The sequence below is a fragment of the Peribacillus sp. NPDC096448 genome (assembly GCF_044762675.1).
GTDB classification, from domain to species: Bacteria; Bacillota; Bacilli; order Bacillales; family DSM-1321; genus Peribacillus; species Peribacillus frigoritolerans_B.
On record NZ_JBIWEU010000020.1, the window covers coordinates 22,634 to 37,336 of the forward strand.

Consider the following 14,703-nt stretch of genomic DNA (forward strand, 5'->3'; position numbering starts at 1 on the left):
CAAACGTTTGATTAAAGTCTGAAAATGATCCTTTTCAGACTGTTCACCTTTATTATTGATCGAATCCAAACCATTTAAAAAAGGACATCAGAATGAATGGAAGACCTATTTTTACAATCAGCCGCAGCAGGAATCCGTGTCATATAGCGAGAATCGATATTCCCAACAGAAACAGGCCATCTCTTCCCAATGGTTTTTGGAAAAGTGATAGCCTTTATGTTTAATCCATGATTCAATTAAGTTGCTAAGTCATATAACCCGTTCCAAAAAATCTTTCAAAAACCGCTCACTTTCCACATTCGTACAGACACGGATTCTAGGTTCGCCATCCTTTTGACCGATTGTCCTGCCTGTTTCTTCACCCTCGGTCACCACCTTGACGGTCATCAACTCTGTACTCACAAAACTTGAATCAATCGCAACCCCGACAGCAAGCGGATCGTGAAGGGCGCAACCGCCTAAACCTGGATGGGAGTTTTCATATGCTTCCATATAATAATCTGTCATTTCCGCTAAAAATTTGGCGCTTTCCTTACCAGTGGCACGCCAATCATCAAGCTTCGATTTCAGTAGGTATGTTTGCAGTGTCACATCAAGCCCCACTAGTGTGATTGGCAGTCCAGAAGTTAATACCTGATCGGCTGCTTCAGGATCTGAAATAATGTTTGCTTCAGCATAAGGGCTTACATTTCCAGGTACGTTTACGGCACCGCCCATAATTATGACCTCTTTTACAAGCGACATGATCAGTGGCGCTTTATTAATCGCCAATGCGATGTTAGTCAGTGGTCCAACTGCAATGATCGTAATTTCATGCGGTCTGCTTTTCACTTGATCGATAATGAAATCTGCTGCATTTCCTTGTGATGCTTTGATGGTTGGTTCAAACCGAAGGGTATTTCCTAACCCGTCTTCCCCATGGACATGCTTGGGATACCTCTTCTTCCTTCCGCGTACCAAAGTTTGGCCAGCACCTTCATAAACCGGTATGCGCCTATTTAATTTCTCCAAGACGGCAAGCGTATTACGGGTCGATTCAACAACGGGCACGTTACCAAAGCAAGTGGTGAATCCGAGCACTTCCAATTCAGGGGAATTTAAAGCATATGCCATCGCCATGGCATCATCAATCCCAGTATCTACATCGAATATGATTGGTTTCAATATTTCCACACCTTCCAAACACTTTTTGAGACCCTTTTAACAACTCATTGCCTCTCTTTTCTCTTTCTTATATATAAAGAACACTGTTTTCCAACTGAATTTTAACATTCAACGATAGCCAGTTCCACAGAAAGTTAGGAATAATCATAATTTGCAAACAAATGACAAGTAAGGCTGGTTCTTGTATCTACCAGTAAAAATAGTTGACCGCTCATAAATATCAATGATATAAAAAGTGAAAAGAAGAAGTCGTCTCTTAGAAGTGACCTAATTCCTTTTCAACTTGTTCAATGCTATTACGATGTAGTTATGAATACATGCGTTACGAATTTATGATATCCAAGGTGGAAAAAGGATGAAAATGTTTAAGTTGATTGAAGATGTTCCTTCTGCGTATAAAAAAGGAACAAAATTCTTTTTAATATCACATTCAGAGTTCATTGGCGTGAAAAGTTATGTATTGCTGGCTGAAGATTTGAAAGGCAAGATCGAAGTAACGGAAGAGGAATTGAGGAGTAAATTCGTTTCCATACATTGATTTAAAAAGCTCCATTTGGTTAACTGTAAGCTGCTTAACCAAATGGAGCTTTTCCTTTCCAAGACATGGGATTGAACCAGCTGAAAACTGAATATGTGGAAGGAAAGGACATGTCCATTATCGTGAATGTTTTCTTAAAAACTATGATTCTAGTGGGCCGGAAATTTTCATCCAGCTCATTTTTGACGAGTGCACCATAACAAACCTTATTTAATAGTCTATTTACGGGATAATATTCATCATATTCTATCCCACCCACAGCAGGAAAAAGCATTGATCAAGTCTATACCAAATCAGATGAAGTTCATTCATCAACTATTTGATATGGCTGCATGGACTGATTCTAAATAACTCTTTCAAATAAATGCATCTTAAAATCAGAACCGGATATTATCTTTGCCTTCTATTTTATTGTTTTTTTGATTCACACTACACCATATAATAATCAAATTTCAATAAAAAAGAGAAGTATTCGCGTATAGCGATGAGGCGCCGCCAGAATGTAAAAATAGGATGTTATCCTCCGGCTTAAAGGTGCCTTTTTGTATTAAATCGATGAGTCCCGCTGCCGCTTTACCCGTATATACCGGATCCAGCAAAATCCCTTCTGTTCTTGCCATTATCTTGACTGCTTCCACCATTTCAGGTGTAGGCAAAGCATAACCCGGCCCGACATACTCATCAAAACACGTAACGGCCTCACGAGGAATTGAATTTGGAATGCCGATGTGTGCTAAAGTTTCTTTAACTAGCTGATAAACTTTCTCTTCTTGTTCAACTTTTCCTCTGCTTACGTTTATTCCAATTACTGATATTCCACTTTGGTTTCCATGAAATCCGGCCACTAAACCAGCATGCATTCCTCCGCTTCCGCTTACACAAATAACAGCTTTCAAATCAATTCCTTGGTCAAAGGACTGTGCCAAGATCTCCTGGGAGCAAGCAACATATCCCGTTGCACCAATGACATTGGAACCCCCAACCGGAATGATGTAAGGTTGATGTCCTTTCTCTATCACCTCTTTAGCCACTTTCTGCATTTCTTGCATCAAGTCCGCTCCATTAGGCACGACTTTGATTTGTTCGGCGCCCAATAAATGATAGAGAAAATAGTTACCGTTAAAATCCAGTTCAGAATTTGAAAGACCCTCTTCCAACACAAGGATGCATTTCATTTTTTCTTTAACCGCAGCAGCTAGTGTCAAGCGGCAATGATTGGATTGAATGCCCCCACATGTAATTAACGTATCCGCACCTTTATCCAATGCATCGGCAACAAGGAACTCTAGTTTTCTTGTTTTATTTCCCCCGGCCGTCAGACCAAGTAAATCATCTCGTTTAAGATAAATAGAAGGGCCACCAAGAACTTCGGAAAAATGATGTAATTTCTCAATGGGTGTATCTGTTGGTGTATATCGCTGTCTAGGAAGTTTTGCTAAATTCATATTAAAACTCCTCCTGATATTTTCTGTTTAAGACTGGCCATATTTACATTAAAGAAAGTAGAATATCAACCTGCCTTCCCTTTTATATATAATTAAATAATAGCCAACGCTTCTATTTCAATAAAAGCATCTTTAGGTAAACGAGCAACTTCAATCGCACTTCTTGCCGGATAATTATCAGAGAAAAACTCTCCATATACATGATTCATCACGGCAAAGTGATTCATATCGCTTAAAAAAACCGTTGTTTTTATTACATGCTGTAAGCTTGATCCTGCCGCTTCTAAAACCTTCTTAAGATTCTCCAATGATATCCTTGTTTGCTCCTCAATATTATCAGGCATTTCTCCAGTTTCAGGATCAATTGGGAGCTGCCCTGAAGTGTACACTATATTTCCTGCCTTAACACCTTGTGAATAAGGACCGATAGCCTTGGGGGCTTCTTTTGTTATGATTGATTCTTTTGTCATATAAACCACCTCTTTTTTTGTGTGTAATCCTAGTAATACGGGATAGAATTAAATTTAATTTCCCTTTTAATAAAGCGCTTACAATCAATACAAGCCTTCCCCCTTATTCTTTGCGCTCAAAATCACACTCCATCAGAGGAACCATTTTTGTTTTCTTAATGATTTTATAGCCAAGCCAGAGAAGCAAGAAAATAGGAAGACCTATATACGTCGCGATAATTTCTGCCCAGCTAATTTGATCTCCGTAAAAAAGAGTCTGCCCAAAAATGAAAACCACAAAAAATAACAGCGTGATAACCGGGCCCAGCGGGTACCATTTGGCTTTAAACGGCAATTCATTTAGATCTCTGCCTTGGGCTACATAAGCCTTACGGAAGCGGTAATGACTAACGGCAATCCCGAACCATTTGATAAATCCGGTAAGGGCTGAAGCATTTATCAACCAAATAAAAACTGAACCATTTCCAAAAAGGGAAGCCAAAAAAGAGGCAAGTCCTATAAAAGCAGTTGTACAAAGGGCCCACATGGGAATTCCCTTCCTGTTAAGCCGTGCAAAGATCCGTGGTGCCTTTCCTTCTTTCGCCAGTGCCCATAGCATACGTGAAGAAGCATACATTGCTGAATTTGCTGCTGATAAAACAGATGTAAGAAGCACTGCATTCATGACGGAAGCTGCAAATGCCAACCCAGCTCTCTGAAGAACAAGCGTGAAGGGGCTGATAGATACATTTTGAACGCCGGATTTAAGCAGGTTTGGATCCGTATAAGGGATAATCAAACCGATAACAAAAATCGTCAACACGTAGAAAATAAGGATTCGCCAGAAGATTGACCGAATGGCTTTCGGTACGTTTTTCGATGGATTTTCGGTTTCACCGGCTGCCGTCGCAATCACCTCAGTTCCCTGGAATGCAAAGCCCGCGATGAGCACAACACTGAAGATAGATACAAGCCCGCCATGGAAAGGAGCATCTCCTTGGGTAAAGTTACTGAACCCGACCGTATGTCCTCCCATAATTCCAAAAATCATGGCAACCCCAATAACGAGAAATACGATGATCGAGATGACCTTAATACCAGCAAACCAATATTCACTTTCCCCATATGCCTTGACTGATAAAACATTTAAAATTAGCAACAAACCCAGAAAAAGTGCGCTCCACAAGATAGAAGGTGAGTCCGGAAACCAATACTTCATAATAAGAGTAGAGGCCACCAAATCTGCAGGAACCGTTATCGCGGTTGTATACCAATAGTTCCAACCTAACGCAAAGCCTAACGCAGGATCAATATACCTTGAAGCATAGATGTCAAAAGCCCCCGGGACCGGTAAGAAGGCCGATAGCTCTCCTAAACTATTCATGACAAAATAGACCATGATTCCTACCAGAATATATGCAGCAAGCGCTCCTCCCGGCCCCGCACTGCTAATCGTCGATCCGCTGGATACAAACAATCCAGTTCCAATAGCGCCACCTATAGCCATCATCGTTAAATGTCTGGATTGCAGCTTCCTTTGTAAGGATCCTTTTGAATTTCGCTCTTCTAGGGTGTTACTTATCTCTGCTTCTAATTTCCCCATAGTGTATCCCCCTTTTCCCTCATAGTTCAAATACTTTGTATGCAAAGCTCATCTGGCTGTTCTTTTGAATAATCTCTTTATTGACTATTCAGGGAACTTTCAGTAAATTATTAAACTACCTACCTTTTGCTTTTGTCCTTACAAAAAACTCAGCCGAGAAATTGATATGGGCACTCTCTTTCATTTCAAGTAACTTTAAATGGGTAAAATAGAAATCTTTAAAACAAAGTTAACATAATTGGTATTTTTCCAACTTGCGATAAAGAGTAGACAGGCTAATCTTTAGTTCCCGGGCAATTTGTTCTTTATCATTTCGATATTTTTCAGTCAGAAAATAGCTCTGGATTACTTCCTTTTCATATTCTGAAATCATTTGTTCTAAGCTTAACCCACTACTCTCAACAGAGAGATGATCCTGTTGAAAGAGATAGTCAGGTAAATCTTGAAAGCCCACAATATCCGATTCGGCCATATTGACCATATATTCTACCGCGTTTTCTAATTGCCTTATATTCCCAGGCCAATCATAGCGAATAAGCCATCGCTCCAGCATGGGGTCAAGTCTCAGTGGATCCCTTTGCATGATCATACAATGTTTATGAATGAAATGTTCGAGATACAAAGCGATATCATCACGCCGTTCTCTCAAAGGTTTGGTATGGAGAGGGAGGACATTGAGACGATAATATAAATCTTCGCGAAAGGTACCGTTTCGCACCATTTCCTCTAAGTTTCGGTGAGTGGCTGCAATCACCCGTACATTAATTTCGATTGCTTTTTTGCCACCGATTCTTTCAATCTCTCTTTCTTGTAAAACCCGTAATAACTTTGGCTGCAAGAAAAGCGGCATATCACCAATTTCATCAAGAAAAATGGTTCCTTTGTGCGCTAATTCAAATTTTCCCATTTTTCCATTCCGACTCGAGCCGGTAAATGATCCGCCCTCGTAACCAAACAACTCACTTTCCAACAAGCTCTCAGGTATGGCTGCGCAATTTACTGCCACAAATGAATGCATTCGGCGCTTGCTTTCAAAATGAATCGCTTTGGCTAATAATTCTTTTCCCGTACCGCTATCTCCCCTTATCAAAACAGTGGATGGGCTATTTATAATCCGTCTAGCTTTTTTAATAACATCTTGAAGCCCGGAATCTTTACCAAGAATGTTTTCAAAAGAAATAGCTTTTGGGGTGATCGGTATCTCTTCTTGAATTTTGCAACCCGGTTCTTTACCAGGGTCCAGCATTGCTAATTTATTGACTAACAATGTACTAACATTGCGTAGAAACTGTATCAGATTCTCTGATTCAATAATCATTTTCTCCTTTTGTTCATGGGAAAAACCAATCATGCCGATGACCCCAACTGGTTTGTCTTGCTTTACAATAGGAAACCCGATGGTAGCGAGTTCTTTGCACTGATTTACGAATTTACAACTCCTACACTGCGACTCATCTTTTTTCACATCGTAAACCACTCCAGGCTCCCCTGTTTCCAATATCATTCTGAAAAAGGAGCCTTCCGGAGCCGTTTTGCCAATGAGATCTTTATAGTAGCCAGTTCCACTAATACGAACGCCCTTTTCATCAAGCACGGTTATATCCAGACCAAGGATTCCTGCTGTGTTCTCAGCGTAATCTTGAATAAACTGCTGCATGCCGATAAAGCCTGCCATATTATCCTCCTCTGCTATTGCGCTTTACTGAAATAATAAAATTAATTTATTATAAAATAAATTTCTACGCTTTGCACAAAGAGGAGACAGCTTTTTCTATGCCACCCAAAGCATTTTTCAACATTGAACGTGGACAAGCAATATTGAGGCGCATAAACCCTTCACCTTCCTTACCGAAAATCTGCCCTTCATTCATTGCAACCCTTGCTCGGCGCAACATAAATTGATCCATTTCTTTAACTCCCAATTCCCGGCAATCAAGCCATACAAGGTATGAGCCTTCAGGCTGGATGACTTTGATTTGCGGGATGTTTTTGCTGAAGTAATTCAGAGTGAACTCCATATTCTCCTGCAAATATTCAATGAGCTGATCCAGCCATTCTTCTCCGTGCCGGTAAGCAGCCTCTAAGGCAACAACGCCAAATATGTTCGGCGAACCAATAGATAATGTATTAAGTTCCCGATCATACCTATCGCGCAGTTGCTGATTTGGAATAATGATACTTGACGTCTGTACACCCATTAAGTTAAAAGTTTTGCTTGGCGCAATACAGGTAAGAGAATGGTTCGCAAACTCTTCTGATATAGAGGCAAAAGGAATGTGAGTATGTGTCTTATAAACAAAGTCAAAATGAATTTCATCTGCCACAACAAGAATGTTATGCTTCATACAAATCTGTCCCAATCTCGTCAATTCTTCTTTGCTCCATACCCTTCCGATCGGGTTATGAGGACTACACAGAATCAACATTTTTACCGATGAATCTATCTTTGCCTCTAGATCTTCGAAATCTATGGAATAACGCCCATTTTCAAGCTTAAGCGGGTTGTTTACAATTTCACGGCCGTTCGCTTGGACTACACGGGCAAAATGATGGTATACAGGAGGTTGGATAATTATTTTGTCCCCTGTCTGCGTGAAGGACTGAATCGCCAACGATAGAGCTGGAATCACTCCTGGGCTGTGGGTAATCCATTCTTTTTCAATGGACCATCGATGTCTTCTTTTCAGCCAACCAACAATGGATTCCATGTACGAGTCCGGTCTAAGCGTGTAGCCATAAACACCGTGCTCCACACGTTGTTTTAATGCTTCGATGATAGGTTGTGGAGAATGAAAATCCATATCGGCCACCCACATCGGTATAACATCCTTTACGCCAAAATGATTTTCAAGATCATCCCACTTTTCGCAGTCAGTGTTCAGTCGACGGATTTCTTGGTCAAAATTATATTTCATCGAGTATCTCTCCCTCATGTTTGCTTGTTTACCTTGCCTCTTTTATATATGCAATTGTCATGCCAACCCATTTCTCTTTATAAAATCTCCTTATTTTCTTGGAATATCTTGTTTGAATACCCTAAAAACGCGGTCTTTTTTTAAAACCCTTTCACCCTAAGCATTGGCACTTTTGCATTCTTAGGAAATAGTTTTCGCATGGATGATAAAATACATTTCTGGTGGGTCATAATTTCTTCCGATTTCTCCATTCCTCATAACCGCCTATAAGGCTTTGTACTTCTTTAAAACCATGAACTTGCAAAAGGCTTGCAGCGATAGCTGACCTTCCTCCGGTTTTGCAATAAACCAAAATTGGTTTATCATGTGGAAATTTAGATGCCTGTTCTTGTAAATGGCCAAGCATGACATGATTAGCCTGTGGAATATGGCCTTCCTTCCATTCAGTCATGCTTCGGACATCAAGCACATATATGCTTTCTGTTTGAATTGCAACATCCATCATGTCCATTGTAACTTCTTCATATTTCATAACACGTGAATCAGATTCGCCAGCCTGCTCAATGATATATGGATCCATTGTTGCAATGACGCGATCCAACCCAATGGACTGGAGATCTTTTACAACACCTGTAACGTCAGCATTGCTTGCTAGAAGATATATAGGCAAGTCATAATCCAACAGCCACCCCGCCCACGTTACAAATGTTTTGTTATATGGGATATTAATTGAGCCTCGTATATGCTTGGTGGCAAATTCATTGGCCGGACGCGTATCTAAGACGATTCCCTGTCCCGCCCAATCCTGCACAATATCTATTGGCCCCCCCATTGGAATTGGTGCTGCTATCCTTCGAATTTGTTGCGCTCCCTCTTTATTCAACCGCTTCATCATTGAAAAATAAGGGGGTGCCTCAGGCTGCCCTGCCAACAGAGCCTCAACAAAGAGATTTTCATCATTATATTGCAATGCCCAATTTGTCCGTTTTTCATAGCCGATGGTTGACGACGGGATTGCACCTAGCGATTTACCACAGGCACTGCCCGCTCCGTGCCCTGGCCATACTTGCAGATAGTCTGGAAAGTTTTTAAACTGTTGCAATGACCGAAACATCATGCGTGCCATTTTTTCTGATGAACCATGTACCCCTACGGCTTTTTCTAATAAGTCGGGACGCCCCACATCACCGACAAATATAAAATCCCCGGTAAATATGCCGAGCGGATCCGCACCCCCATCTGTTACGAGCAGCGATATATGTTCAGGTGTGTGTCCTGGAGTATGTACCACCTCAAAATTAATATTTCCAATGGCAAATACATCTCCATTTCTCAGAAAGCGGTGTTCATACCCAGTTGCGTATTCATATTCCCAGTCCGGCCTTCCTTCATCAGACAAATACAATGTCGTTTCAAGCTTAGAAGCCAGCTCCAGTGAACCAGACAAAAAATCGGCATGAATGTGTGTTTCCGTTACGCCCACGATCCTTACACCATGTGCTTTTGCCGTTTTTATGTAAGGTTCTATATTACGTGACGGATCAACAATGATCGCTTCACCGGTAGCCTGACATCCCACAAGGTATGAAGCTTGAGCCAGTTTCTCATCATAAAAATACTTTAATAGCATAAATCCTTCTCCTTTCAAGCACCTCGAGTACTTTTGTTTTGTTATGGCTATCTACGTTATTACATCATTCCTTTAAGCATTCCGTTCCAATACATAACGGGAAGCAAGTTTTTCTTCAATAAATACATACTGAACCTCTCACGGGATTGATCGATTGGAAAGGTTTCTTGCGGCTGTAAATCATAATCGAACTCAGCCAGTATAAGCCGCCCATATCCGGTAACAAGCGGACATGAAGTATAACCGTCATATTTATGAACCATAAGTTTGGCACGCATCCGATGAAGCAAATTTTGCACAAGCACGGGCGCTTGTTTGCGAATCGCAGCCCCCGTTTTCGACGTAGGCAGGTTTGTGCAATCCCCTATGCCAAATACATTGTCATAGTGTTGATGCTGAAGCGTATATTTGTCCACATTCAGCCACCCATTACTTGCCGCGAGCGAACTATTCTTGATAAAATCAGGGGCGCTCATTGGTGGTACAACATGTATCATGTCATAATGCATATTCACGCGCTCTCCTGTGTTCAGGTTTTCAAATGTCGCTCGCTTCTTGTCACCATCAATTTCAACAAGATGATGCATAAAATATGTCTCTATTTCTTTTCGTTCAATTATTTGATTTAGTGCCTGTTCATATTTTTTCACATTGAATATGGATGGGTTCCCTGAAACAAAAATAACCGAAGATTGCTGGCGAACTCCTGATTTTCTGAAATAGTCTTCTGCCATATACATAATTTTTTGAGGAGCCCCACCGCATTTTACCGGCGTGTTCGGATTGGTGAAAATGGAAGTCCCCCCCTTGAAATTTCTGATCGCCTCCCAGGTGCTATCAACATAATCATAAGAATAATTACTACATACCCCATTCTTTCCAATACTCTCTTTTAAACCTTTGATTTTATGCCAGTCAATTTGAATCCCGGCTGCGACAACTAGATATTCATAGTGCAATTTTTTTCCGGATGCTGTTACAACAGCATTTTCATCGGGCTCAAATGTGGTTATCGCATCCTGTACCCACACGGCTCCGCTCGGAATAACGGATGCTTCCTCCCTTTGTGTCACAGTTTTGTCAGCTTCGCCAGCTCCCACAAGTGTCCATAATGGCTGATAATAATGTTTCGTCGCAGGGTCAATGATGGCAATGTTTCCGCTCAGAGTGCGAGATTCACGCAGAAGACGGGCTGCAACCGTAATTCCGGCACTGCCCCCACCTACAATCAAAATTTTGTAATGTGTCTCATTCTTCATATTTGCCATTCTAATCTCCTCATCTCAATTTTATAAAGTATCTCACCAATCTAACACTTCAGCATTAATGACTAGCATGTAAATGGAGACCAACATAACAACAACGGAAAATACATAATGGAGCGTACGCTGCTGTTTGCTTAAGAGCACTTCCAGCCAAGTTCCCACTGTTCCGCCGACCACTCCCCCCTCCAACAAAAGCGGGCATAATCCCCTAAAGCAAAAAAGTTATATTAAAAATTATATATTCCTCACTTCTAGCCCTAAACGCTATATAGTTCCTATGCAAAAAATAAGCTGATAAAAATCAGTGATTTTAAATATATTGCCAATAAATAGTGAATAACTACAAAATATTTATTGGCTTCAGATTAATGCGGGTCTCTGATTAACGTTACAAAGTAGAGCAGTTCTAATTGAGTTTCAGTAGTATTGGATTTGTATGGAAGCGGCACCGAAATGGCGCCCTCCCAATTAAGTACTAGTAAATGATTATCTTTTTAATTTTCCACTTTCTTCTACGATTTGATTAAGAAACTGTTCAACCTCTTCCTGGCTTTTTCCGATTTTACTTACAAAGCGATTAAGTTCCTTCCCTTCTTGAAAAGCAATAAAGCTTGGGATTCCAAACACATCTAGCTTCTCAAATAGTTCCGGAAAATGGTCTCGATTTACTGCGATCATATCTATTTTTTCTTTATACACTTCTTCTACGATTGGCATGAATAAATTGGTATTCTGACAGTCTGGGCACCATTCAACATAAAATTTGGCAACAACTGGTTTTGTTGATAAAACCGCCTCGTCAAACTCTTGCTTAGTTTTGATCTCTTTCATAATTAAGATCCTCCCTATATTTTGTCCATTACTTGATCGCTCTTGAATCAAGATATCTTTCGCAATCCAGAGCAGCCATACAACCACTTCCTTCAGCAGTAATTGCTTGGCCGTATTTATGATCTTGAACATCCCCGCAGTAAATACACCTGGAATATTTGTTTGTACCAGGATTCACGATGATATATTCCATATCATCCGTAAATTGATCCACATCCGCCGAGTAAACCTAGTACGAATCCGACATTAGTTCCTGAAACAATGGAGAGGAGTACTTGAATAGTCGTTCATTCTCTCCTGAGACTCTTACCAACAGAGCTGAATAGTTGGCTATTCAGCTCTCCCTCCTTTCTTGATTTACTCTTATATATAAGCAAAAACTATGCCAACTAATTTCTCCTGTAAAACCGCTTGTTTTGCACACTCCACACTTAATAAATTCTCAATTTTGCCACCATTCCTCTTAAAAAGACTTTCTCATCAAGCTTGATGCCTTCTTAGGAATAGGAACTATTTTTGCACCTGTAATAAAATCAACTTGTATAAAATGGTTTTTTAACATATCGGTTAACAAGAATTTTTATTTTCACTTCGGTTAACTGAAATAGGATACATAAACAATGTTAATGTGTTGCTTCTGATGAAAGAAAAAAATCGCCCTTAATTTATTTAGGCGATTTAACGTTACTGTTATTATAGAATTTAAAACTGGATGTATACTGTCGTCCTTCAAAGTTCAGTCCTAAGCCAGGCTCAAAAGAGATCTGGATACCCATAGGTCTTACATGAACAGAATTTGTGGCTAACTTCTGACGGAAGATTTATTACCGACCTTCACTTCATTTTTGTTATTTTCCAGTGACACTTCTTACGCTTCCAAACACCACGTTTATCTCAAAAAGCTTTATTGGGCACCTGCTTTTTGCGTATCACTTGTTAAACCAAATCGCTATCGAAGCTGACAATATGACTAACCCATCCAACTTCAAACGATTGACTTCTCGCATTAATTCTTTGCCCTTTTTTTGCCATAGAAAAATCCCCTCCTAGGTAAACTGTTAAGAACATTTTATCATGCTCTCTTTTTCCTCAGTCTACCTGTAGGGGATAATACAAAGTTTCCTCGTTTTCTTATTTCAAGTCTTCAATCGAATCAATTTCGACGTAATCCGGTACGACCAGACCATTCTTTGTTCCTTTTAAGTTTGGTCCAAGGTTAACCATATCATCTTTATACTTATTATAGTATTCAAGATGTGTTCCCGGGAGCCATGCAGCCACCATTGCGTCCGCACTTCCGTTTGCAACGCCGGCAAACATTGGTCCGACTTCAACCTGACTTAATGTTACATCATAGCCATTCTGCTCCAGGACCTTGCCAATCACATTCGTGCTGGCAATTTCAGTGTCCCAAGCAACATAAACCAGTTTGATTTTTTCACCATTTCCTGATTGTGCACCTTGGGTCCACTTGGATACTTTGTCCTGATTTTCCTTTATCCATTTTTCCGAAGCTTCTTTAGGAGACATTCCATCGGAAATTTCGACCATTACGTCTTCCATATCTTTTGTTTCCCAGTTGAATTGATCAAGAATTTTATAGGCACCAGGTGCATCCTGTTCAAGTCCTTTTCTGGCAATCGAATTGATGTTTTCAGCTCCGCCGAATGACTCATTAGGATCTTCAAGATATTTCAAGTCATATTTCGAGAACATCCAATGCGGTGACCATCCAGTAACGATGATCGGTTCTTTTTTATCGATTGCTTTTTTCAATTCTGCAACCATCGCAGCCGATGACCCTTCAACCAACTTCCAATCATCCAGCTTATAATCATCTATAGCCGCTTTAGTAAGCTTCATCAATCCTGCGCCAGGTTCAATTCCGATGATTTCATAATTGGTTTTTGCAGCAAGACTGTTTTCATCCCCATTCATGGCTTTTTCTTTTGTAAAAGTACCGAATAGCGCAGTACCCACAACTAGTAAGGCCAAAATCGTAAAAATGATTTTCCTGCTAACAATATGTTCGTAAGCTGGTTTACGAAGATTTTGCGTGATACGATCGAGTATGATTGCAATGATTACAATGGATAATCCTGCTTCAAATCCTTGCCCCACATTAATTTGGCTGACTGCCCTGTAGACATCCGCCCCAAGTCCGGGTGCTCCAACCAATGAGGCTGTAACAACCATGGATAGTGCCAGCATGATGCTTTGGTTAACTCCTGCCATAATCGTTGGAGTAGCCAATGGTATTTGTACCTTGAATAACTTTTGGCTGCTGGTTGAACCAAAAGCATCCGATGCTTCGATCAGATCATTAGGCACTTCCTGAATCCCAAGATTGGTCATACGGATTGTCGGTGCGATTGCGAAAATGAACGACGCAATGATTCCAGGCACTACCCCTATTCCAAAGAATAAGATCGAAGGAATCAAATAAACGAATGCAGGCATTGTTTGCATGAAGTCCAAGATTGGGGTAACGATATTGCGTACGGTTTTATTTTGGGCACACCATATTCCGATCGGTATCCCGATCACGATCGTTAAGACTCCTGACAAAATAACGATCGCCAGTGTTTGGATGCTTGATTCCCAATAACCCAGATTATCAATCAATAGTAAGCTAATGAATGCAAAAATTCCTAATGGCCATTTGCTTGTATAGGTAACCAGGAGGGTCAGGACGATAATTAACACAAGCGAAGGTCCTGCACTCATTACATCGACCAAGATATTCAATAGACCCTCGATCACATTCGTTATAAATGTAAATAATCCAGCAAATACAATAGTTATCCAATCCACTAAAGAATCGACCCAAGCTCCTAGTGGGATTTTCGGCATATTCATTGAA

Annotated in this window: 13 protein-coding genes; 1 reads left to right on the forward strand and 12 read right to left on the reverse strand. The window is 40.5% G+C overall.

Annotated features, from left to right (window positions below; genetic code table 11):
* Positions 1-249 precede the first annotated feature (249 nt).
* Entirely contained in the window at positions 250-1,164 is a 915-nt protein-coding gene (locus ACIQ0C_RS23300; protein ID WP_403064360.1) for a nucleoside hydrolase, read from the reverse strand.
* Between the two features lie 355 nt (positions 1,165-1,519).
* Between ACIQ0C_RS23300 and ACIQ0C_RS23305 the strand changes: the two genes are divergently transcribed.
* On the forward strand, positions 1,520-1,702 hold the full coding sequence (locus tag ACIQ0C_RS23305; protein WP_098373529.1) for a hypothetical protein: 183 nt from the start codon (positions 1,520-1,522) through the stop codon (positions 1,700-1,702).
* Between the two features lie 452 nt (positions 1,703-2,154).
* On the opposite strand, the gene cuyA is transcribed toward ACIQ0C_RS23305, so the two are convergent.
* The 11 genes from cuyA to ACIQ0C_RS23360 all read right to left on the reverse strand — a co-directional run bounded on the left by cuyA (position 2,155) and on the right by ACIQ0C_RS23360 (position 14,699).
* A complete protein-coding gene (cuyA, locus tag ACIQ0C_RS23310) occupies positions 2,155-3,147 on the reverse strand; it encodes a D-cysteate sulfo-lyase (RefSeq protein ID WP_403064364.1) in 993 nt (330 codons plus the stop codon).
* Positions 3,148-3,239: 92 nt separating this feature from the next.
* The gene (locus ACIQ0C_RS23315; protein ID WP_403064367.1) at positions 3,240-3,617 is read right to left on the reverse strand and encodes a RidA family protein; all 378 of its coding nucleotides are present in this window, start codon (positions 3,615-3,617) and stop codon (positions 3,240-3,242) included.
* A 103-nt stretch (positions 3,618-3,720) separates the two neighbouring features.
* Entirely contained in the window at positions 3,721-5,199 is a 1,479-nt protein-coding gene (locus tag ACIQ0C_RS23320; RefSeq protein ID WP_403064370.1) for an amino acid permease, read from the reverse strand.
* 229 nt (positions 5,200-5,428) lie between these two features.
* Entirely contained in the window at positions 5,429-6,874 is a 1,446-nt protein-coding gene (locus ACIQ0C_RS23325; protein WP_403064373.1) for a sigma-54 interaction domain-containing protein, read from the reverse strand.
* Positions 6,875-6,938: 64 nt separating this feature from the next.
* Complete coding sequence (locus ACIQ0C_RS23330; protein WP_403064376.1) at positions 6,939-8,114, reverse strand: MalY/PatB family protein; 1,176 nt, start codon at positions 8,112-8,114, stop codon at positions 6,939-6,941.
* Positions 8,115-8,340: 226 nt separating this feature from the next.
* The gene (locus tag ACIQ0C_RS23335; RefSeq protein WP_403064379.1) at positions 8,341-9,744 is read right to left on the reverse strand and encodes an MBL fold metallo-hydrolase; all 1,404 of its coding nucleotides are present in this window, start codon (positions 9,742-9,744) and stop codon (positions 8,341-8,343) included.
* A gap of 59 nt (positions 9,745-9,803) precedes the next feature.
* Positions 9,804-11,003 (reverse strand): FAD/NAD(P)-binding oxidoreductase, encoded by a 1,200-nt coding sequence (locus ACIQ0C_RS23340; RefSeq protein WP_403064419.1) that lies wholly within the window; start codon positions 11,001-11,003, stop codon positions 9,804-9,806.
* 42 nt (positions 11,004-11,045) lie between these two features.
* Positions 11,046-11,186, reverse strand: coding sequence for a hypothetical protein (locus ACIQ0C_RS23345; protein WP_403064382.1), 141 nt, complete (start codon positions 11,184-11,186; stop codon positions 11,046-11,048).
* Positions 11,187-11,495: 309 nt separating this feature from the next.
* Complete coding sequence (locus tag ACIQ0C_RS23350) at positions 11,496-11,840, reverse strand: thioredoxin family protein (RefSeq protein WP_403064385.1); 345 nt, start codon at positions 11,838-11,840, stop codon at positions 11,496-11,498.
* Between the two features lie 28 nt (positions 11,841-11,868).
* Complete coding sequence (locus ACIQ0C_RS23355; RefSeq protein ID WP_403064388.1) at positions 11,869-12,054, reverse strand: hypothetical protein; 186 nt, start codon at positions 12,052-12,054, stop codon at positions 11,869-11,871.
* Positions 12,055-12,971: 917 nt separating this feature from the next.
* Positions 12,972-14,699: a glycine betaine ABC transporter substrate-binding protein gene (locus tag ACIQ0C_RS23360; protein ID WP_403064391.1), complete on the reverse strand. Its 1,728-nt coding sequence runs from the start codon at positions 14,697-14,699 to the stop codon at positions 12,972-12,974.
* Positions 14,700-14,703 lie beyond the last annotated feature (4 nt).